A 20,318-nucleotide genomic window follows, 5' to 3' on the forward strand; every position below is an offset into this window, starting at 1 on the left:
AACCACTAAACCTGAACCAACCTGCAAGCGATAATCAAACGCCCCGGGCAAAAGGTATTGTCGATGATAATGCCTCAATGATGAATAGCAAAAGAGATCTTTGCAAAGGCCCTGATTTAGAACTCAAAAGGAAACGGCATAGGAAGTACATGAGGGAGCTTCGCAAAAATCCCACTTATGTGAAGCATCAAAGGCAGCGCTACAGGGAGCACTACCAGAACGATCCCGTGTTCGCCAAACACCGAAAGTTAAGCGACAGGCGGTGCCGCCAGAATGATCCCGATTTCGCCAGAAAACGGAGAGCATACCACAGGAAGTACCAAAGGGAGCGCTACCAGAATGATCCCGATTTCGCCGAGAAACGGAGAGTATACCAAAGGGAGTACCAAAGGAAGTGCTACCAGAATGATCCCGATTTCGCCAAGCGTAAAAGGAATTGCAAGAGAGAACCACGCAAGGATCCAGCCGGTCAGAATGGCTGTGCAGCTCATGTTTAGCGGAATTGGTATCATAGCTATATTCCTGAATATCTGAATGGTTTTTGTTGCGGAGGAACTTTTTATAATAAAGAGTAGTCTTAAGCGGTAATTCAACAATTCAGTAATTTTATGGATTCCTTCAGTAGCCCAACTCAATGTGATCATACCTTTACCGATCTGTATTCCGGCTCATTGGATTTAATAGAACAAACGCTTCAATTTGATACCAGCTTACAAACCTCGATATATCAGGGAATGTCGGTTCAGATGCTGGATACTTCTTTTCCGGGTTACCATAATCAATCAGATATAACCAAAAACAACCCTGAATCATTTAATTCATTGAATAAATATGATATTGAATCTCTAACTCTTTCAGAGACAGCAGGATTTTTTGAAACTGATATTCCTGACATACCACTGTCAGTTAGTGAATATATACTTGAGAATTCTGATAATGAATCTGTTAATGATGCATCACCATCAATACCGGACATTCCTTTTGTTCCACAGATATGTTTATCAAGGAGTGAGCCTGAAGTCAGGGAGCCAACACCAGAGAGCCATTCGAATCCAGATTGTCCATTAACTGATCTTCCTGACGCACTCCCTGGCCCACAAGATTTACGACCATTGACTGTAATTAACCCGCTAAACCTGAATCAGACTGCAAGTGAGAATCAAACGACCCGGGCAAAATACATTATTGATGATAATGTTGATGATAAAGCTTCAATAATTGAGCGCAAAAGGGAGCGCAAAAGAAAACTCAGCAGGGAGCGCATGAGAAAGCGCTATCAGAATAATCCTGATGTTGCAGAGCGCCAAAAGGCACACTTTAGGGAGCGCTACCAGAATAATCCCGATTACGCCGAGCGCAAAAGGAAACGCATGAGAGAGATTGGCAAAGATCCCAATTTCAAAGAGCGCCACAGGGAGCGCCGATTGAAGCGCCAAAGGGAGCGCCGAAAGGAGCGTTACCAGAATGATCCCGATTACGCCGAGCGCCTGAGGGAGCGCCAAAGGAAGCGCCGACGGGATCCCGATTACGCCCAGCGCGAAAGGGAGCGCCAAAAGGAGCGTTACCGGAATGACCCCGATTATGCCGAGCGTACAAGGAAGAAGAACAGAGAGTACAAAAGGAAGTGTTACAAAAATTCAGCTGTTCAAGGTGGCTGTGCAGTTCCTGTGCAGTCAACATTGAAACAGCCTGTGGGTATTTGAGTTCAGATGCATTATTTTTTCACATCATTGAACCATTCACGATTACAGTTCTCAACTCATTGGTTTATTAGATACCGCATATAACAGTCAAAGAGAAGTTGTTGTATGGATACCCGATTAAACACAAGTAAGCCTACTCTCGATTCAAAAGCCGGTTCAAAAGCCGACTCAAAAGCCGGTCCAAATACTGAGCCAAAAGATGATCCGACTTCATCAACGTTTTATACGTCCAGGGGCTTAAAAAGGCAGCTGAAGTTATTAACCTCGGATAGCTTGCCCACACATAATCGGCAAATATTAAGCCCTGTTGAAACATATAGCCCTGAAGAGAGAATCAATGACAGATCAGTCACCAGTCCAGAATATTTTTTCTACTCAAAAGCCAACAACCCCATTAAAATGAATCCGTGGTGCACTCAATTCGAGTGTATCTATCGATCCCTGGCAGAAGAAAATCATTTGGAGGTTGAGGCCCGGGTAAATGACCTTAGTGATGTTCAGATTAAAAGCCTGCCTATTATTTCCCCTTCCGGTAAATTTCTGGATAATCTTCAAATTCCTGGCTCACTGTTTAATTTGGCCAGCATATCCAGGGAGGCAGGCAAGATTTTTTTCCGGGTTTTATTTGACCGCTTAACCCCGGAACAACTCCGGATTGCACTCTCAGAACCCATCGGTGACAAACGGACATTATTATATTATGCCTGCCGTTTAATGGATGAACCATTATTCAGCCAACTGGAACAAAAAACAGATCGGCAAACTCTCCTGGAGATGGTTACTCGACCGTTCAATCATCAGGCTCCTCCGCTGGCGTGCGCCTGTCTTTATAGCGACAGTAACTATCTGTTTGATACCGTCATCAGGCAAGACAGGGAATTGGCAGTAAAGCTTCTGAAGGGCGGGCCTGATATTGATCAAACCCTGCTGCAGTTCATGTGCAATGATGAACAGTCCAGATTATCCGATTGTCTCCTAAGCATTTATGAACACCGTCACCGTATTAGACATTTGCTGAATACCCTGAATAAGCAAGATCGCTTTGACGCTGTTGCTTTTACCGGAAAATCCAATAAATCTGCCCTGTTGTGGGCCTGCACAAAAAGCCGTGATATTGATATGGCAATAGTATTGACTGAATCACTTGATGATGAACAAAAAGCTGAACTTTGTACAGCAAAAGCCAAAGAGGGCAATTCTCTGGTACAGAAATGCCTTGCATGTAATGAAACGTACAGAGTTACCGACCTGTGCATGTCAATCCATGATCCATTATTGCGCTATAAGGTACTGTCTGTTTGCACGTCGGTAGGCCATTCCTTATTTCAACAATGGCTTCATCACCCTGTTGATATTGACATAATAAAAAAACTGCTGCGTGATATGGAGGATAACCATCGGGCGTTATTAATTGCCGGAGATCGACGTATTTGGGAACAGGCTCCCAACTGTCCTGACCCTAAGTACATGACCATGTGCTTTTCAGACTTACTCCAATCTTTGTGCGGCTTGCGGGACAGAAACTATACCATTGCATTTGGCCACCTGGTTACCCTCCGGCAACAACGACAAACTCCGATTATCTATGCCATGAACAGGAAAAACATACCTCTGGCAAAATTCCTCCTGGAGCAGATTGCTGATCCTGTATTGCAAACCAAACTGCTACTTTATAAAACTGAAAACGAGACAAACCTGTTGCAGCAAATGTTTGATAATGAGGCACAGTGGCACTATTTAAAAAAAAGGCTTAAGAAAACCAACAACCCGATTGAGCGTGATTTACTGGCTATTGAATTGTTTAACCGTGCCATGGCAGCCGGACTTTTTACTGATGCTGACAATTACTCGAAACAATTGAGTGACCCACAAATCAAACACCATCTATTGGAAAAAAATCATAAATATTATTTGTTGGATCACTGCCGGAATGGCAAGACGATTACCGAAGATTTTTTCAGCGGACAAACCCCATCCCGATGCACAACATCTGTTGTCTATGCACTTGAACATACTCTCTATAATGAAGAACGTCTGATAAAAAGCCTCGAAGACCCTTTAATGGCAAGCCTCCCTCAGTTGCTTACCGTACAGAAGAAAGTAGGCCATAAAGACAATTTTGTTACATGGGCCACAAGTCTGCAACAAGGCAAACAATGTCCACTCATCACAGCCATGAAACGATTTGCCGTAGCTTATTGCGAAATAAACAATCCACTGTACTTCCTGCCTGGTTTCAATAACAGGAATCTCATAAAAATGGAAGCAAGCCTGAATATTCAGATATTTCAGGGGATGATGAGCATGATGAGTGAGGAGCAAATAAAGGCATTCTTTTTATCTTTACAGCACTCTTTACAAGACTCTTTACAAGAAAAAAGCTCCAATACCCTACACCTGCTCGGTTACAAGGATATCCTTGCAACCACCGTTGATACTCTGGGGGATTCGGGCAGGGCCTTTCTTGAACAGATAAATCCAGCAAGCGGTGGAAATATATTGCATACTCTGTTTGAAAACCGCTTTACTGACTTTACCGATATAAAACTGAACGGTCTCATTGAGACACTGGACTGGCTGGATAAAACCTATGGCTTAACCCCGTTTTTGCAGGGGCATCTGGAAGACGATGGCTCAACTCCTTTACATGCACTCCTGGCAACCGCCAAAAAAAAATCTAAGAGAACTGAGGATATTTCGCCAATGGTACAAGAGCATATTCTGAAGCGACTCTGTCAACCAGATACCGATGGTATTCCACTGGTTGGGTTACTCCAGCTTAAAGACCACAACGGTTGTACCCCTTTGCATAAATTCTTTTCCTGTAGCGAGACCAATGAGGACGTCGGCGGCTTGTTAATCAAGGAACTTGGCCTTGAAACATTTTATGAATTGGTGAACATCAAAGACAAACAAGGCACGACGGCAATGGATCATTGCTCACAAAAACATGGCGGTTTGTATAAGGAATACAACGGTTTGTTCCGGGCGCTCCCCGCTGCGGTGTACGTTCAGGATCCTGGAGCATTCCCGGGTAATATCTGATCCCAGTCTTGTCTGGATAACTGGCTTAAGCCACAGTAAATGGCATTATTTTTCGATTCCATCATCCGTTCACGCACCTGCCTGAAGAAAGCACCGCCAAACCCGCCACGCAAAAACAGAGCCAGGTCATCATCATTGTTTTCCTCAGGCTCAAGCAGGGATTTTATCTCTGTGTCATGAGCCATGTTCCCGTAGAACAATTGCCCAATAATTTTATCCAGCAGGCTATTATCCGAAAAACCCTCCCTAAGGATCAAAAATAACGCGGGAACCAATAGTGAGAAATTATCACAGATATCACCAACCAACTCATTCACATCTATATCCCGCGCAGTATCTTCAGTACTCACAGGACAGGCTACAGTGTCTGCCCTGAAAGCTTCAAAGCGCCTGAAAGACAGAGCTGGAAGTTGCAACCGTAAGCTGGACAAATGTAAACCTGCAGTGCGATAAGCAACCAGTTTTTCTAAATTCACGCCGTTGCTTCGTAACCCTTTGCCATCCTTTACCAGTTTTACTTTAAGGGCTTCAGGAATCGCTTCTGGCAAGAAGCTATTGGCCAGGGAAAGGCATGTCAGCCATTCCTGCTGCCCTTCACTCAACAACCCACAGCTATAAGTGATCGATTCCAGGAGACATGGACGAAATTCTGTTTCGTCAAAATGGTTCACGCCAACCATTCCTGCAAACCTGTACACCAGGTCACTGGTTGCCATTGGAGATAACAATGGTCTCAGCTTTTTACACAGGTCCAGGGCCACTGAATAGTAGTTGTATGCCTGCAAATCCTGGGTAAGGCTTCTGCCAAGCAGCTCAATCCTTGACCGTTCAACATTGGCAACCGACTTCTTTTTGGCGGGAGGCGAACCAGGCAGCTCAGGAAGCGGGGTATCGCCATCAGGCCGCAAAGGGAGATAAGCCTTTCCCAGCAGATTCATAAACGTAGCGCTATTCGCCCCTTCCTGAATCAGGGGTCGATCTACACAGCTGATCCATTCAAATAATGGTTTGGGCAGCGGGCCACAATAGAGAAGCTCAACGGGTCCGTTCGCCGGTCTGGTCCAGGCGGTTTTGTGCAAATCATAAAAGGGCACCTGCAACGACGTTTGTAACACCCGGAGCCGTGCAAGGCTTTCCAGTGGACTCAAAATCAAAACAACCGTTTTCTCGGATTCTGATGTATGGCTTTTAACGGCCGCTGAAAGCAGTCTTTTGATAATTACCTCATGGGCAGGCTCAAGCGACTGATGGTGAATACCATAAACCGGCAGCAAATGAATACGGCCTGCTTCCGTCTCTCTCAAGACGTTGATCAAACTGGCGGCCATTGAGTCGCCCTTCATCAGCTGTGGGATATCCGGTTTTTCAGGTATAGAGGTGGTCTGATAGTTTGCCAGTGCCGGGAGGTCCAGATTCTGATGCAGGCCATTGCAGCGCTCGATTCTGGGCGTTGTATTGGTCCATTTGAAGGGCGGAATAATAATCGCAACTGTCGACAGCAACCATGAGCGATTACCGTTCATGGCCCAGAAACCAAGCGGCTGTTCCAACGGTCTTTGGTTAATGCGGCAATGATCCGCCAACAGTTTAAAAGGAATGCACTCACACACCAGGCCAGAATAATGCAGAGCCTGTACGCCATCATTCCCGGGGTTAAATTCTTGCAGGAATAACCGGAGCTTATCCTTCATCCGTACCCATTCATCTTCAGCATTAAATTTAAGAATCAGCTCAACCCTGCCTTGAAAACCAAGGCGAGCCAGCCCTTCGATAATACTGAACGCGGCAGTATGGTCTCCCTGGCCAGGAGCCTCAGCAAGCCCTACGCGGATAACCGGAATGGCTCCCAGCTTCCCGGACAGGCTGCAGGGGGCCGTAACAACCTTCCTCTTACCCAACAGGGTGTGACCAATATTTTTCTGCGGTTCGTTATCACAACCGGATAGGTTCTCGTTGGCAGCGACGGCTCTGATGGCTCCATGAACTGGAGAATCAGGGGGCGGCGTTCCATCCCCTTCCATCGATGGGTTGGTCAGGATAGTGACAGACAATGAAGAATCCACAGCTACATCCAATCAAAAAAGGTGACCTAATATAGCCTTTCCCTGTCACAGCTGCCCTGACAGGGCGGAAAGTATGACTAACAATCGACCATTCCCAGACCCTTTTTTACCTTTAAAAAATCTTTTTATCACACATTGTTCAATAAGCATGTCGTCTGTACAATCGGCCAACTTTGTTTGTAACAATATTGTCTATAAAGAGTTATTTCATGGGCTTCCTGCGTAAATCCACTCTTGCTGCAGCGGTTATTGCTGCGGGTTTCTCAATGACCGCCAGCGCTGATTATCAGTACGGTTTTGGTAATGTCAGCATCAGCCGCCTGGACTGGACCGACAAGACTGAAGAACGTTCCGGTAAAAAAGACTTTACCTTCCTTGAAATTGAAGGTGGTGCTGGCTTCGACTGGGGTGAAGTTTACGGCTTTTTTGACCTGGAAAACCCTCATAAAAGTAATGATGAAGGCCGTACTACGGCCATGAAAGGTACTATCCGTTATAACCTGGGTTACAGCGGCCTGAACCTTTATGGTCATATTTATGACTTGAATGGTGCAGGATTCTACGAACAGAATCGTCTGCTGGGTGTCGGCTTTAACTATCAAAATGCCAACTTGTTCTGGAAACCCTTCCTGGCTGTCAACAATACGGAAAACAACGATATCAGTGGATTTAATGGTTACGTAGCCGGTTGGGTACTCGGTTATGGTTTTAATCTGCTGGAGCAAAACTTCATGTTTACCAACTGGCATGAATACGAGTTTGACCGTGAAAGCCAGTATGTGGGCGGTAAAAGTGGCTTCAACGGCGCCGCCGCCCTGTGGTGGAACGCCAATGAAAAAATAACCCTGGGCCTTCAGTACCGTTATGCCGAAGACAAGCTGGATTCCAACACTTATCAGGACGGTATTGTTTACACCCTGAAATACAATCTCTGATTGGCATAGATTTCTCTTCTGTCAGTTCGTCGCACAGACGAACTGACAGTCGGTCAAATTTTTACCTGAATAAATAAAAAATCCCCTTCTGATCGACTACTTTTCAATACAGTGTTCCTACCACAGCAGTAAAAAAATTAATGCCATGAATGAATCCGGAAAAGCAGCACGGACTTCTCTTTCCAGCTGTGGTAATGGCCGCCAGTTCAATCACCTGTAATGAATGGTCGAATACCCATGAAACGTTTGCTGAATTTTATCCCACTGCCATTACTGTGTTCAATTGCACCGTTCTCAATAGCCTTCTCCTATTTCGATATGCCGCCAAGCTATGAAGAGGCAACCACCTATACGATTCATCTAAAACCCGGTGATGACAAGGAGTTCAACATGAGTGAGTTCTTTCGCCTTTCCAGCGAGGGTTATACGTCAGTCAGAATCAAGGTTTCCGGTAACAGCCCCAGGGGCACTAGAACAAGGCCAACCACACCGTACCCGGTTTTCAATGACTATAAACCTGAACGAATTCCTCATTGCCGCCTGTTAAGGCAGCATGACTCTGGTGATCATTATCGGGTATTACTGGACAATACCATTTATCAGTCCAATCTCAGTTACGATGATGCCACGTTACTCATAGGCAAACTCTTGTCGGTAAATGCGTGTACATTCTGATGTCTATGGCCACGGCGTTTATAATTGAACTATTATCCAATCTATCAGTCTGAAGTTAATGAAATACATTGAACTTTAAATAATCAAATAAATTACAAGGACTGATTCCATGAAACACTACCGCTCACTTTTCAGGCTCTTCTCCCTGATTCTTTTTACCATTGTACTGCCATTGAAGGCTTTTGAACCTCTGTCGCCAGCGTTCAACAATGATTTACCGCCCAGCTATGAAGAAGCAACGGCCTATTCCACGTATACTCTCCAGCTCAAACCCGGAGACAACAAATGCGTCAGCCTCGTTGAGCTTTTCGGTCAAGGCTACTACAACCTGAAAATCAACGTTGCCAGTGACTTAAGGCTGCCACACTGCCGTCTGTTCAAGCAGAACAATGGTCATTACCGCGTTCAACTGGATAACATGATTTATGAATCAAATCTGAGTTACGACGATGCTGTCTTATCCATTGGCAAACTCGTCTCGGTGAATGCCTGTAGATTCTGATGGTTTCAGTAATTGTCACAACGGAAGTGCCGTCGTGTACTTCATCTGTTCCATGGCAAAGCTGGAGGTAACGTCGGTCAACCCTTCTACCGAGTTGACCAGCGTCTTATAGAAACGATCAAATGACTGAATATCTTTCACCACAACCCTGAGCAAATAATCATACTCACCACTCATTCGATAGCACTCAGCAATTTCCGGATAGCTGGCCACCACCTTGCCAAAAGACGCCAGCCATTCGCTGTTGTGATGACGGGTTTTAATATGGACAAAAACAGAAACCCCCAGCCCGACCTTGTCAGGATTTACCAGGGCGACACGCCGGGTGATATAGCCTTCAGCCTCCAGACGCTTGATGCGCTTCCAGCAGGGAGTGGGTGACAAGCTGACTTTCTCAGCCAGCTCAGCCAACGAGGGAGTGGTATCCTCCTGCAACTCCCGGAGTATGTTTCGGTCAATTTTATCCATTAAGCCAGCTTCGTCATTGAACAAGAGAACGGGATACTGATCGAACTGCAAGACAGGTACGAACAGGCCCTGGGAGCCTGTTTTAAACGCTGTCAATGCTCAGAATACCAACCACATTCTGATCACGATCTTTCACCACCAGCGTATGAATGCCCTGCTCTTCCATTAAGAGCCGGGCTTCTTCCGCACTGATGTTTTCCTGAACACAGATCGGTGTACCATTCATTATATTTCTTGCCCTGATGCCCTGCAGACTCTCTGCACCGGACAGGTTGCGGCGCAGGTCACCATCGCTAATGATGCCACACAGTAAGTCCCCTTCCATCACCAGACAGAGGTTGGTTTGATGGCTGGTCATGGTCTGCATGACCTGTCTGATACTACAGTCGGGTGTTACCAACGCAAGGTCACCACGGTGGACCACATCGCGGACCCACACCATTTTCTGGTCACTTTGCTGCGCTTCGGGGGAACTGAACAGCCGTCGGCGAATCAGGGTTTCAGCCAACAGGTCGCCAATGGCCAACAGGACTGTGGTATAGGTTGTGGGTGCCTGCTCTCTGTCTTCACGACTCTCAACGACACTGGCATCCAGCACTATGTCTGCCTGGTCAGCAACCGGCCCCGCCGGATCACCGGTAATGGCAATCACCTTGTTACCCATTTGCCGAATTACAGGATAGAGGCGCAGCAGCTCCTCAGTCCGGCCACTGTAGGAAAGCATGATAATAACGTCGCCGGGACCAATCATGCTCAGATTGTCTTCCCAGGTTTCAGCGGCATTCAGTATGTGCGTGGACAAGCCTGTGGCATACAGTGTTGCCGCGATTTTCTGCCCCACCAGGCCAGACTGCTGCATACCGAACATGATGGCACGCCCACGGCATTCGGCCAACAGCTCCAGGGCAGCACTGAAACTGCCATTGATTCTGGCTTCCAGTGACTTGAGTGCTTCAATCTGTCCGGCCACACTGTTACGCATGACGTCAGAAACCAGTTGGTTTTGGTCTAAATTCATAGTCCATCTCTTCTGATCATTTCCCATGAGTTTGACACAGAGATGTTGATAGATAATTGATCAAGAGCATTGATGCATAAAACATTTGGGCTTAGGAATCTTTTACTCTGTTCAAATGTCCGATCAGGCGTTATTAACAACAACTGGAGACACCATAAATATGAATATGAATATTGTGGCATCAGCTTTGGCGGGGCTTGGTCTGGCGGCTGTCGTCGATCTCAATTGCAGAAATCACTCTCCTGCCAGTCGGGCCAAGTGGCGAGACCGTAATGTTATCGTTCTTTCCGGCGTCGTAGGCACCAGTTTCAGTCTGTTGCAATGCATCGTGGAAGGCAGAAACGTATCCGCCAGAACCCTGATTGCACTGGCAACGAATGCCAGCATTCTTGCTTACTCTCTCCAGCTCCCCTGGGGTGATCCACGGCGTGATTTCACGTAACTGTTTTTCAGAAACCATTGACGATGTCACGGGTTTTATTTCAGGTAGACAACGCCCTCAATGACTTCGCACTCCAGGGCCGTCAGCCGGTCTCCCGGGCAGGGTCCTGCTATGCACTCCCCCGTCTCAATCAGAAACAGGGCACCGTGGGTGGCACACTGAATCAGCCGCTTTTCAGAATCCAGAAACTGATCCGGCTGCCACTCAAGGTTAATGCCAAAATGCGGGCAACTATTTTCGTAGACGTATACCTGATCGCCTTTACGTACTGCAAAAACATGTCCGCGCTCATTGCGGAAACCTTTACTGCCGGGATCCTGAAGCTCATCGATAGAACATAAACGAATCATTACTGCCCCTTGAAATCATGGGAAACATCACATCCTGCTGGAAAACCTTCCCTTATGGCGCAGACCGGGAAGCAGCGATGTTTTACAACTCCCAAGGCTATTCACCGGTATCAATCTGCCGATTGACTGTTATAAGCTGGCAAAATATAGCAATGTATAAAATGTATAAGATATTTAAGAGCGTTGATTACACCAACTGTAACCAGGACTGGATTTTACGCCTTCACTAACAGGGATCCCAGAGATTGAAGCTTTTGTCATGTTGAACAAATTCTCTCACTGCTTACTCTTTTTTTCATTGGCCATATCATTTCTGCTACCGCAATACAGCCTGGGTAACGTGTCAGATCGCCAGCGGATGCTCTTCAGGCATGTTGAAAAAGCGCTGAAGACCGGCAACTATCAGCTTTATGAGAATTATCGGTCCGAACTCCGTGATTACCCTCTGGCACCCTACCTTGAGTATCTCAGCCTTGCAGAGTATCTCAACCGGATAAGCCAGAGCGATATCGACGAGTTTGCCAGCAAATACCCTGACTTGCCTCAAACCGGACAGCTTCAGCAGCGATGGCTGCGTTACCTGGCCAGTAAAAACAGCTGGCAGGGCTATCTGTATGCCTATGAGCAGGATGATGGTGGCCGCTATCAGTGCCTGAAAGGCATAGCCCTGCTAAGACTGGGATATGCAGAACAAGCCTGGCAGGAGGCAAAAAGCCTCTGGCTGAAAGGTGAGTCACAACACCAGGCCTGCGATCCTTTATTCAACAGCTGGAGAGCATCGGGAGAACTCACCCAAAGCCTGATTCTTGCCCGTTTCTGGATGGCTGCAGAGCAAAACAACCTCTCTCTCGCACGCTATCTGAATACGTCCATTAAAGATACATCGTTCAGGGTATCAACAGAGCTGTTCTGGGAGGTGGACAAAAATCCCGAACTGCTTCATACCGCCCGCTTCAACGGTGATCTGGAACATCAGCGGATTATTATGATTCATGGTATCAAGAAGCTGATCTCCAAAGACCTGGATCTTGCCGTGAGTACCTGGCTGGCAATGCGTGACCGTCACCCGTTTTCCCCGGAGCAGCGCACCGTTGTTGACCAGAGGATTGCGATGAAAGCGGCCAAGAACTTTGTTGACAATGCCGACGAAATCATTGCCAGCATTGATCCCGACTTCCATTACCACAAGGTGACTGAGTGGCGAATCAGACTGGCACTGGCAGACCAAGATTGGGAAAGCGTTCTGATACTGATAGAGCATCTGCCAGAATCGATCAGAATCAACAGCCGCTGGCGCTATTGGAATGAAGTCGCCCTCCTCAAGTTTCAGGAAGAAAGCTATCAGATGGCAGGGATGCCTTTCCCGGGCAAGCCTACCCTGCTGAAAACACCAACGCTCAGAGCGCTTGGCCAGGAACGGAACTTTTACGCTTTTTTGGTGGCCGACCTGAAAGGACAACCCTTTCAACTGAACCACCGGCAAAAAGCTTTTCGCCAGCAGGATCTGCAGAAGCTCAAACACTATTACCCGGGCTTTAAACGCATCCGTGAATGGATTCACCATAAGCGCTTTTATAACGCCCAAATGGAGATTAACCGGATAACCCCCAGCCTGGACAACACCCAGAAGCAGTTAATTCCCTATCTCGCCCATCAATGGGAATGGCATCATCAGGCGATTATGGCAGCAGCCCGCGCCACACTATGGGACGATCTTAACCTCCGCTTCCCGACACCGGATGCCGGGATTTTCAGTGAGCAGGCCGAAAAGCGTGAGCTGGATTATCCATGGGTCCTGGCCATTGCCCGTCAGGAAAGCGCCTTCCACCCCATGGCACGCTCCAGCGCCGGCGCCATGGGGTTAATGCAGTTGATGCCGGCAACCGCGAAACAGGCGGCCAAACAGGCAGGAATCCCCTACCGGAAGCAGTCTGAACTGTTTAAACCGGAAATCAATATTGCCCTTGGAACCACCCATCTGGCCTGGTTGTCCAGGCGGTTTGAAGACAGTCGAATTCTGGCAACGGCGGCCTATAATGCCGGGAGTACTCCGGTAAAACGCTGGCTGAAACAAAGAGGCCATCTGCCACTGGATATCTGGATTGAGACCATTCCTTATGATGAAACCCGCAAATACGTCCAGAATGTCATGGCTTATCGGGTGATTTACAGTCTGCTGGAAAACCAGCCTGCGCGTATGCTTTCATCTCAGGAGATGGCCTCTCTCAGTCTTAACCTGCGGGAGTCCACGGTCATTGCCCAGAGAGACCAGGGGAAACCATGATAGAATTCTTCGGTTTTCGCTCAGGAAAAATCATCAGGTTCTGATAGACTGATTGGTTCGGATTCTTATTACTTGGAGAACAACGTTTATGGACAGGCGTCATAAAACCCATGCTGTTCAGGTTGGACACGTCACCATTGGCGGAGACGCTCCCGTCGTGGTTCAGTCAATGACGGACACCGATACTGCGGATGTCCAGAAAACCATTGACCAGATCCGCCTGCTGGCAGAAGCTGGTTCCGAAATTGTTCGCGTAACGGTGAATACTGAGGAAGCAGCCGCTGCGATTCCGGCAATCTATGAAGGCCTGGCCAGGCACAACTGCAATGTACCCATTGTCGGGGACTTCCATTACAACGGCCACCTGTTGCTGACGAAATATGACGAAACCGCAAGGCTGCTGCATAAATACCGGATTAACCCGGGCAACGTGGGCTTTGGCAACAAGAAGGATGACCGCTTTAATGCCATGATTGACGTTGCCATTAAATACGATAAACCGGTGCGCATCGGCGTTAACTGGGGCAGCCTGGATAAAGAGCTGTCTACCCAGCTGATGGATGAAAATGCCCGATCCGCTAACCCAAGACCTTCCCAGGAAATACTCCATGAAGCATTGGTACTGTCTTCCCTGACCAGTGCCGACGCTGCGGTTGAGCGTGGCCTGGGAGCTAACAAAATCGTCATCTCCTGTAAGGTTTCCCGGGTGCAGGACCTGATCAGCGTCTACCAGATGCTGGCAGACCGTTGCCAATACGCCCTGCATCTCGGATTGACCGAAGCCGGTATGGGCAGCAAGGGTATTGTGGCGTCCAGTGTCGCCATGGGCATTCTCCTGCAGCAGGGTATTGGCAACACTATCCGGACTTCACTGACACCGGAACCTGGCGCTTCCCGCGATAAAGAGGTGATTGTATCCCAGCAAATCCTTCAGGCCCTGGACGTTCGCAGCTTTGCACCGGAAGTGACCGCCTGCCCTGGCTGTGGTCGCACCACCAGCACGTTCTTCCGGGTTCTTACGGATGAAGTGGATGGTTTCCTGCGCAGTAAAATGGTGAACTGGCGCCACCAGTACATCGGTGTGGAGAATATGAAAGTTGCCGTGATGGGCTGCGTGGTAAATGGTCCGGGTGAGAGTAAACATGCCAACATTGGTATCAGCCTGCCCGGTACTGGTGAGGCACCTTCGGCTCCAGTATTTGTTGATGGTGAAAAATTCACCACATTGAAAGGTGAGAATATCGCTGATGACTATAAAAAACTGATCGAAGAGTATGTCCAGAAAACCTATGCTCCCCGGGAAAAGCTGATCGCCAGCAACTGACGATCATTACCAGGACTGTCGTCAAGCCTGTCCTGATGATGGGTCTTTCATTCATGAGACCTTTATCAGGACAAGCTTACGGAGATTTAAGGCGTCAGAGTCAGGGTATACTTTGCATCACCCGGTAAGAATGGACTGGCTTTCCCTTCCACCCAATCCATATAGCCTGCCGTAAAGAACGGCGAGAGAGGGTGACCACTCTGCCCACCCGGCATATGGAATATCGCTTCATCTTCACGCCCAGGGGAAACTACCATCCGTTCAGACACCCCTTGATCCGAACGTTGGGCCCTGGGCATCCAGATATCACCTGAAAGAGGTACGGCGGGCATATTCAGCAGTTTGCCAAACACAGGAATGGCGCCACTCAATGGGTGACGAATGTCAGCTGTATTTCTCTCTCCCCAGGTGGCACTGGCCAGCTGATCTTCGCCGCCCAGATCACTCACCACCTGATCCACGGTTTCGACCAGCAACTGATCCCAACTTTCGTACTGAGGACTCAGCCAGTGTATTGGCCGCTCATCCAGAAGACGCCATATCATCTCGCTTTCATGGTTCAACTTCTGCATAAAGCCATCTTCTACATCATCTCTGGCTTCTGGAGAAAGGGACAGAAAGTAGCGCCCCAGCGATGACATGATCTTCAGTTTAAGCGCATCATTATACTCACGGACCAGACGGTAGCCCACGTCATCGGTCGCCGCCTTGCCAGACCAGTTTTGCACATAATGATAAAACGTCTGCCGGGCAGGGTTACCTTCAATAACTGCTTCAGTGAGCGTATCCAGAATCAGCTGCCGCCAGTTATTCATGTAGATAGCGCGATGATCCAGGGCAATCTCCAGCAACGCCTGCTCATCAGCATGCTCAAGTGCCATCAGCGCATCGCGGATCTGTATCTGCCGGGGTCCGAGAGCATAACCGCCATTCCCTATCTTGTCGTAATCTTCGCCGCTGACGATACGGGCATTGGCAGTCCAGACTCTTTTATCCGCCGGGTTATATACGCGGGGATAATGCACATCAGGAAGCCAGCCATCCCAGTTATCATCAGCCTGCTGCCAGGGCAGTGGGTAAGTGGAATCAATACCTGAACGGTTCGGAATCTGCCCGGCAACGGTCCAGCCAATATTGCCTTCACGGTCACCCACCGTGAAGTTCTGGGGCGGAATTCCGCTGCGATTGGCGATGGCCATTCCCTGCTCTACATTGCGGGCAACTTCCAGGTACACCAGGTTTACATTAGTCGCCTCTGGACGATGTGCAGTCCAGCGCAGAGCATACTGAGTATCATCGTAGACCGAATCGACAACCGGTCCCCAGTGGGTTCCTGAGTACTCAACACTGACAGGCTCCTGACCTTTGATATTGATAGTCTCAGTCCAGCGTTCGAGCGGTCTTGGGCCATCATTGGTCATGTACTGGCCATCATTAATAGCCAATGCCACCAAATCAACCCAGTCACCTGCCGTATTCGTAAAGCCCCAGGCAATATGGGTGTTGCTACCAACCACAATAAACGGTGTACCTGGTAACGAGACTCCGGTAATACTGACCCTGTCCTGGGGCTGTTCCGGGTGTGGATAACTCAGGGAGGCTCGATACCAGATGGTGGGCACGCGATGGCTCAAATGCATATCATCCTGAATGATGGCCCCACCATGATTCGTTAACTCTCCGGATACGGCCCAGTTGTTACTGCCGATGAGACGGTCTTCCAGCGTCGTTCCACCTAGGTTGGCATAGAGTTCTGCATCTTTACTGCGAAGATCAACCAGATCTGCCCCAGGAGTTGGCACATCCTGTAGCTCATCAGGCTGCATCGGTGAGTCCCAGCGGGTTTTCAGTGGTGAAAGAAAATCAATAACAGCAGGTACCGTTACACGGCTGAGGAAGCCTTTCAGATTATCCAGTTTCACTTCATCATCATTGAGATCCATGTACATGCTGAAGATCGAGAGATAGGAATCCTCATTTTTCCAGGGTTGAGGCTCCACACCCAGCAACAGGTACTCAAAAGGCTTCTGTCCAAGATCTTCCTGACCCTGGTTGACACCATCGGTATAGGCCTGAAGAAGAGCCTGATGCTCAGAGTTCATTATCTCGACCGCCTGCCGGGCAACCTTGCGGAAACGATGTTTTCTCTGGCGCCTATCATGATCCAGCGCCAGCTCACCCACCAGTTCAGACAGCTCTCCCGCCGAGTTACGACGATTCAGATCCATCTGAAAAAACCGCTCCTGGGCATGGAGATATCCGATGGCAAAGGCAACATCCTTACGATCACTGCCGGATATCAGGGGAATACCCCGGGCATCCCGCTCAATCGTAACCGAAGCCTTCAGGGAAGATGCCTTCACTTCACCTTCCAGAATTGGCAGACTCTGACGAAGAAGAACAAAAACCGTAAGAATGATCAGAAGGGATATTGATACAAGAAGAAAAAAGCCTCTCCTAAACCAGATCAGCATTGATGCCACTCCATTATTCTTTTTATATGAGGCTGGAAAAATAACACAGTTTTACCAGGCTGCCCATTGAAACCTAAAGCCGATACTGTGAAGACTCTGGTCACCGACCAATGCCCGGTATACAGGGGCAGTCCCCGTCAAAAAAGCATTAAAATTATCGCTTTGTTCAAACGTGTAAATCCCGATAGAATACTGCCCATTTGTAGTGGCGTTAAAATACTAATAACTGGTGTTGCGCCTGAGTTCCCTCACCTCAACTAAAAAGGACTTGCCATGCGCAACAGTAATCGCAGCCTGAACATTCTGCTTTTATTATCGATATTTCATATCGTTACCATCACTGCCAGTAACTATCTGGTACAAATACCTTTTCAATTCCTGGGTATGCATACCACCTGGGGAGCATTTACATTCCCGTTTATTTTCCTGGCCACGGATCTGACGGTCAGGCTTTATGGATCAGAGCTGGCGCGAAAGATCATCTTTTCTGCCATGTTCCCGGCGCTACTGATTTCCTATCTCGTGTCAGTATTGTTCGTGGATGGAACCTTCCAGGGATTAGCAAGCCTTGCCAACTTTAATGTTTTTGTCGCCAGAATTGCCGTTGCCAGCTTTGCGGCATACCTGATTGGCCAGATCATGGACATCACCGTTTTCAACCGCTTGCGTCAAAATGCCCTGTGGTGGGTTGCTCCAGCCTGTTCGACGATTGTCGGCAATCTGATCGATACACTCAGCTTCTTTAGCCTTGCCTTTGCCGGTTCATCAGACCCATTCATGGCGACACACTGGATGGAAATTGCCCTGGTGGATTATGGCTACAAACTGGCCATCAGCATGCTGTTCTTCCTGCCTATGTATGGCGTATTGCTGAACCTTCTGGTTACTAAGTTGAATGTACCAATTCGAATGAATTCTCAACCAACCGCATAAGAACCTGTGTATAAAGCAATGAGTATTTCCGTATTGGCAAACCGCCTTACCCAAGGCGCTGACCTTAAAATAGCTGTTCAGGAACTGGTTAATATGCACCGGATTTCTGCAGGTTCGCTGGTTTCCTGCGTTGGCAGTCTGGCCAAGATAAATCTTCGTCTTGCGGGTGCCGAATCTACGTTAGTTGCCGAGGGCTATTTTGAGATCGTCTCGATAATGGGAACACTGACACCAGACCATCAGCATATCCACATTGCGGTGGCTGATAGTAAGGGGCATGTTTTTGGAGGACACCTTTTGGAGGGGAATATCATTGATAGTACAGCAGAGGTAATTATTCACAGTTATCCACAGCTGAACTTCTCAAGAGCCTTTGATCCATCCACTGGCTATACCGAGCTTGTCATCAAATAAGACCTAGTTTTTAATCAGACGTATCATTTGCAGGCTTTTAAACATTTTCTTCTTGTCATTTTCAGATAGATGCCTGGTATTCACTGTTCTGACAAAGTCTTTCTGCAGTTTAGTGTCAAAAGACCCTCCATTTTTCAGGTATTCGCTGATTCTAATCACGATTTCATCACCAAGCTCCAAAAGCTTTGGCCTGACCTCAGAAGCTAAATCCCGATATTCACTATTTTCCGGATGAGCAGATAACCAGTCAGCCATATAGCGATATTGAATGGCCTTGGCAGCATCCATCTGTGCCTGAAAGAAACCTGCAATAGAGTCCGGTTGTAAACCTGCCTGCTGCGCATCGACCAATGCCTTCTCGAGCACCTGCTTTTCTCTGGCAAAGTCTTCGACCGCACTATGGTTTTTGGCCTTGAAAAAGGCCACATCCTGCATATAGTTCAACCGCTGGTTGATTAACTGAAAGATTCCATTCGACATTGTATCTGCAACCGTCAAGGTGGAGAGTGTCAAACAGAGCAACCCGGTTACTGCAAGCTTCATGACTTCCCCGACAATTCCAAGAGCTCAGAACCAGTTTCATTCCATTGATTCAGCCACTGACACCCAGCTCATATTTTACCCAATATCTATAGATATCTGCCAAAACCGCCAGTGCTTAAGACGAAGCCTGCCCCTGTGAATTGGCACGCTATTAATGTGAAATGTTCAGCAGAGGAGAAGCCAGAAGAGTGTAGCAGCTTCTGGCAAAGCGGACAGATTTGCGGGCCCAGTAAAGAACCAATACCAATCGTGCCCTAACTCCCGTGATAAGCATTAGGATTTGAGCCTGAGACAACGATAATTCATCGTTACCAGGCAACTGATGAGCCATCAAATACCCGGAAACAACCGGAGTCTTCTAATGTCAACTCACCGATAACCTTTCTTAAACCGGTCACGCTCTGTTCAACGGTAAACAAAGCACCTTCACCGCCCATATCGGTCTGAACCCAACCGGGATGCAAGGCGATGGTTTTTATGCCTTGATCGGCAAGATTCCTGGCTGCACTCACCAATATTTGGTTAAGTGCTACCTTGGAGGCTCTGTAGCTATACATACCACCCGAACCATTGTCGTCTAAACTGGATACACGAGTGGAAATACCGGCAATGGTTTTTAGTTCACTGGCAGCCACATTCTCGCGCAGAGCCTGAATCAGCAGCGCAGGAGCAACCGTATTGATGGTTAACACTTCTAACCAGCCAGACTGAGTCATTTCACCCAGGTTTGCGCACTTCTCGCCAAGAACCCCGGCATTAAGAATTAAATGATCAATTGGACGACCATTTAATGCAATTGCCAACTCATTGATATCACTCTCCTTAGTGACATCTAACTTTTGAAGCTCAACATCATGAGTAACCGCTAACTTTTTCAAATCTTCCGCCTGCTCCACAGAGCGACAACAGGCAATTACTTTCCAGCCTGCTTGCGCATATTGACGAGAAAACTCGAGTCCCAGACCACGATTGGCGCCGGTAATCAACACTGTATTCATTGGGAAAACCTGTAGAAAAAAGCAATTGATAACAAAAACCCCGACAGATTGCTCTGTCGGGGTTTTGCAGCCTTGAGCGAACTCAAGGTAGATTTGGTGCCTGGCGATGTCCTACTCTCACATGGGGAAGCCCCACACTACCATCGG

At 47.9% G+C, this 20,318-nt stretch carries 19 protein-coding genes; 11 read left to right on the forward strand and 8 right to left on the reverse strand.

Annotation, left to right across the window (positions count from 1 at the left end; all coding sequences use genetic code 11):
* A partial coding sequence (locus tag KDK13_RS07605; RefSeq protein ID WP_257284375.1) for a hypothetical protein occupies window positions 1–497 on the forward strand: 497 nt, incomplete at its 5' end.
* Window positions 498–778: 281 nt separating this feature from the next.
* Here the strand turns inward: KDK13_RS07605 and KDK13_RS07610 are convergent.
* Window positions 779–976, reverse strand: a complete 198-nt coding sequence (locus KDK13_RS07610) for a hypothetical protein (RefSeq protein ID WP_257284376.1) — start codon at window positions 974–976, stop codon at window positions 779–781.
* A 136-nt stretch (window positions 977–1,112) separates the two neighbouring features.
* Between KDK13_RS07610 and KDK13_RS07615 the strand changes: the two genes are divergently transcribed.
* The gene (locus tag KDK13_RS07615) at window positions 1,113–1,703 is read left to right on the forward strand and encodes a hypothetical protein (protein WP_257284377.1); all 591 of its coding nucleotides are present in this window, start codon (window positions 1,113–1,115) and stop codon (window positions 1,701–1,703) included.
* A gap of 105 nt (window positions 1,704–1,808) precedes the next feature.
* Entirely contained in the window at window positions 1,809–4,748 is a 2,940-nt protein-coding gene (locus KDK13_RS07620) for a hypothetical protein (RefSeq protein ID WP_257284378.1), read from the forward strand.
* Here the strand turns inward: KDK13_RS07620 and KDK13_RS07625 are convergent.
* Window positions 4,715–6,811, reverse strand: a complete 2,097-nt coding sequence (locus KDK13_RS07625) for a hypothetical protein (RefSeq protein ID WP_257284379.1) — start codon at window positions 6,809–6,811, stop codon at window positions 4,715–4,717. The two genes, KDK13_RS07620 and KDK13_RS07625, sit on opposite strands and share 34 nt — an antisense overlap.
* 209 nt (window positions 6,812–7,020) lie before the next feature.
* Here KDK13_RS07625 and KDK13_RS07630 point away from each other — a divergent pair, with 209 nt between their 5' ends.
* The 3 genes from KDK13_RS07630 (at window position 7,021) to KDK13_RS07640 (ending at window position 8,923) form a co-directional block, all read left to right on the forward strand.
* Window positions 7,021–7,746: an outer membrane protein OmpK gene (locus KDK13_RS07630; protein ID WP_257284380.1), complete on the forward strand. Its 726-nt coding sequence runs from the start codon at window positions 7,021–7,023 to the stop codon at window positions 7,744–7,746.
* A gap of 237 nt (window positions 7,747–7,983) precedes the next feature.
* Entirely contained in the window at window positions 7,984–8,421 is a 438-nt protein-coding gene (locus KDK13_RS07635) for a hypothetical protein (RefSeq protein WP_257284381.1), read from the forward strand.
* A gap of 109 nt (window positions 8,422–8,530) precedes the next feature.
* On the forward strand, window positions 8,531–8,923 hold the full coding sequence (locus KDK13_RS07640; protein WP_257284382.1) for a hypothetical protein: 393 nt from the start codon (window positions 8,531–8,533) through the stop codon (window positions 8,921–8,923).
* Window positions 8,924–8,938: 15 nt separating this feature from the next.
* Here KDK13_RS07640 and KDK13_RS07645 read toward each other — a convergent pair whose 3' ends face one another.
* On the reverse strand, window positions 8,939–9,391 hold the full coding sequence (locus tag KDK13_RS07645; RefSeq protein ID WP_257284383.1) for an Lrp/AsnC family transcriptional regulator: 453 nt from the start codon (window positions 9,389–9,391) through the stop codon (window positions 8,939–8,941).
* An 82-nt stretch (window positions 9,392–9,473) separates the two neighbouring features.
* Window positions 9,474–10,409: an SIS domain-containing protein gene (locus KDK13_RS07650; RefSeq protein ID WP_257284384.1), complete on the reverse strand. Its 936-nt coding sequence runs from the start codon at window positions 10,407–10,409 to the stop codon at window positions 9,474–9,476.
* 160 nt (window positions 10,410–10,569) lie between these two features.
* Between KDK13_RS07650 and KDK13_RS07655 the strand changes: the two genes are divergently transcribed.
* Window positions 10,570–10,851, forward strand: coding sequence for a hypothetical protein (locus KDK13_RS07655; RefSeq protein WP_257284385.1), 282 nt, complete (start codon window positions 10,570–10,572; stop codon window positions 10,849–10,851).
* A gap of 35 nt (window positions 10,852–10,886) precedes the next feature.
* Here KDK13_RS07655 and KDK13_RS07660 read toward each other — a convergent pair whose 3' ends face one another.
* Window positions 10,887–11,201, reverse strand: coding sequence for a Rieske (2Fe-2S) protein (locus KDK13_RS07660; protein WP_257284386.1), 315 nt, complete (start codon window positions 11,199–11,201; stop codon window positions 10,887–10,889).
* 340 nt (window positions 11,202–11,541) lie between these two features.
* Between KDK13_RS07660 and KDK13_RS19180 the strand changes: the two genes are divergently transcribed.
* Both KDK13_RS19180 and ispG read left to right on the forward strand, forming a co-directional pair.
* Window positions 11,542–13,485 carry a transglycosylase SLT domain-containing protein gene (locus KDK13_RS19180; protein ID WP_257284387.1) on the forward strand — a complete coding sequence of 648 codons (1,944 nt, stop codon included), beginning with the start codon at window positions 11,542–11,544 and terminating at the stop codon, window positions 13,483–13,485.
* An 88-nt stretch (window positions 13,486–13,573) separates the two neighbouring features.
* The gene (gene ispG / locus KDK13_RS07670; protein ID WP_257284388.1) at window positions 13,574–14,809 is read left to right on the forward strand and encodes a flavodoxin-dependent (E)-4-hydroxy-3-methylbut-2-enyl-diphosphate synthase; all 1,236 of its coding nucleotides are present in this window, start codon (window positions 13,574–13,576) and stop codon (window positions 14,807–14,809) included.
* Between the two features lie 86 nt (window positions 14,810–14,895).
* Here the strand turns inward: ispG and KDK13_RS07675 are convergent, their stop codons facing one another.
* The gene (locus tag KDK13_RS07675) at window positions 14,896–17,283 is read right to left on the reverse strand and encodes a penicillin acylase family protein (protein ID WP_257284389.1); all 2,388 of its coding nucleotides are present in this window, start codon (window positions 17,281–17,283) and stop codon (window positions 14,896–14,898) included.
* A gap of 273 nt (window positions 17,284–17,556) precedes the next feature.
* Between KDK13_RS07675 and KDK13_RS07680 the strand changes: the two genes are divergently transcribed.
* Window positions 17,557–18,216, forward strand: a complete 660-nt coding sequence (locus KDK13_RS07680; protein WP_257284390.1) for a 7-cyano-7-deazaguanine/7-aminomethyl-7-deazaguanine transporter — start codon at window positions 17,557–17,559, stop codon at window positions 18,214–18,216.
* 18 nt (window positions 18,217–18,234) lie between these two features.
* Window positions 18,235–18,630 carry a PPC domain-containing DNA-binding protein gene (locus tag KDK13_RS07685; protein ID WP_257284391.1) on the forward strand — a complete coding sequence of 132 codons (396 nt, stop codon included), beginning with the start codon at window positions 18,235–18,237 and terminating at the stop codon, window positions 18,628–18,630.
* Window positions 18,631–18,633: 3 nt separating this feature from the next.
* On the opposite strand, the gene KDK13_RS07690 is transcribed toward KDK13_RS07685, so the two are convergent.
* Both KDK13_RS07690 and KDK13_RS07695 read right to left on the reverse strand, forming a co-directional pair.
* Window positions 18,634–19,173 carry a chorismate mutase gene (locus KDK13_RS07690; protein WP_257284392.1) on the reverse strand — a complete coding sequence of 180 codons (540 nt, stop codon included), beginning with the start codon at window positions 19,171–19,173 and terminating at the stop codon, window positions 18,634–18,636.
* Between the two features lie 308 nt (window positions 19,174–19,481).
* A complete protein-coding gene (locus KDK13_RS07695) occupies window positions 19,482–20,171 on the reverse strand; it encodes an SDR family oxidoreductase (RefSeq protein ID WP_257284393.1) in 690 nt (229 codons plus the stop codon).
* Window positions 20,172–20,318: the final 147 nt, after the last annotated feature.

It is taken from the genome of Endozoicomonas sp. SESOKO1 (assembly GCF_024606265.1).
GTDB lineage: Bacteria > Pseudomonadota > Gammaproteobacteria > Pseudomonadales > Endozoicomonadaceae > Endozoicomonas.

Excerpts from the sequence above, each read along its gene's own strand:
- KDK13_RS07610 (WP_257284376.1), bottom strand. The coding sequence starts at position 976 with ATGTCCGGTATTGATGGTGATGCATCATTAACAGATTCATTATCAGAA.
- KDK13_RS07620 (WP_257284378.1), top strand. The coding sequence starts at position 1,809 with ATGGATACCCGATTAAACACAAGTAAGCCTACTCTCGATTCAAAAGCC.
- KDK13_RS07630 (WP_257284380.1), top strand. The coding sequence starts at position 7,021 with ATGGGCTTCCTGCGTAAATCCACTCTTGCTGCAGCGGTTATTGCTGCG.
- KDK13_RS07635 (WP_257284381.1), top strand. The coding sequence starts at position 7,984 with ATGAAACGTTTGCTGAATTTTATCCCACTGCCATTACTGTGTTCAATT.
- KDK13_RS07640 (WP_257284382.1), top strand. The coding sequence starts at position 8,531 with ATGAAACACTACCGCTCACTTTTCAGGCTCTTCTCCCTGATTCTTTTT.
- KDK13_RS07645 (WP_257284383.1), bottom strand. The coding sequence starts at position 9,391 with ATGGATAAAATTGACCGAAACATACTCCGGGAGTTGCAGGAGGATACC.
- KDK13_RS07650 (WP_257284384.1), bottom strand. The coding sequence starts at position 10,409 with ATGAATTTAGACCAAAACCAACTGGTTTCTGACGTCATGCGTAACAGT.
- KDK13_RS07655 (WP_257284385.1), top strand. The coding sequence starts at position 10,570 with ATGAATATGAATATTGTGGCATCAGCTTTGGCGGGGCTTGGTCTGGCG.
- KDK13_RS07660 (WP_257284386.1), bottom strand. The coding sequence starts at position 11,201 with ATGATTCGTTTATGTTCTATCGATGAGCTTCAGGATCCCGGCAGTAAA.
- ispG (WP_257284388.1), top strand. The coding sequence starts at position 13,574 with ATGGACAGGCGTCATAAAACCCATGCTGTTCAGGTTGGACACGTCACC.
- KDK13_RS07675 (WP_257284389.1), bottom strand. The coding sequence starts at position 17,283 with ATGCTGATCTGGTTTAGGAGAGGCTTTTTTCTTCTTGTATCAATATCC.
- KDK13_RS07680 (WP_257284390.1), top strand. The coding sequence starts at position 17,557 with ATGCGCAACAGTAATCGCAGCCTGAACATTCTGCTTTTATTATCGATA.
- KDK13_RS07685 (WP_257284391.1), top strand. The coding sequence starts at position 18,235 with ATGAGTATTTCCGTATTGGCAAACCGCCTTACCCAAGGCGCTGACCTT.
- KDK13_RS07690 (WP_257284392.1), bottom strand. The coding sequence starts at position 19,173 with ATGAAGCTTGCAGTAACCGGGTTGCTCTGTTTGACACTCTCCACCTTG.
- KDK13_RS07695 (WP_257284393.1), bottom strand. The coding sequence starts at position 20,171 with ATGAATACAGTGTTGATTACCGGCGCCAATCGTGGTCTGGGACTCGAG.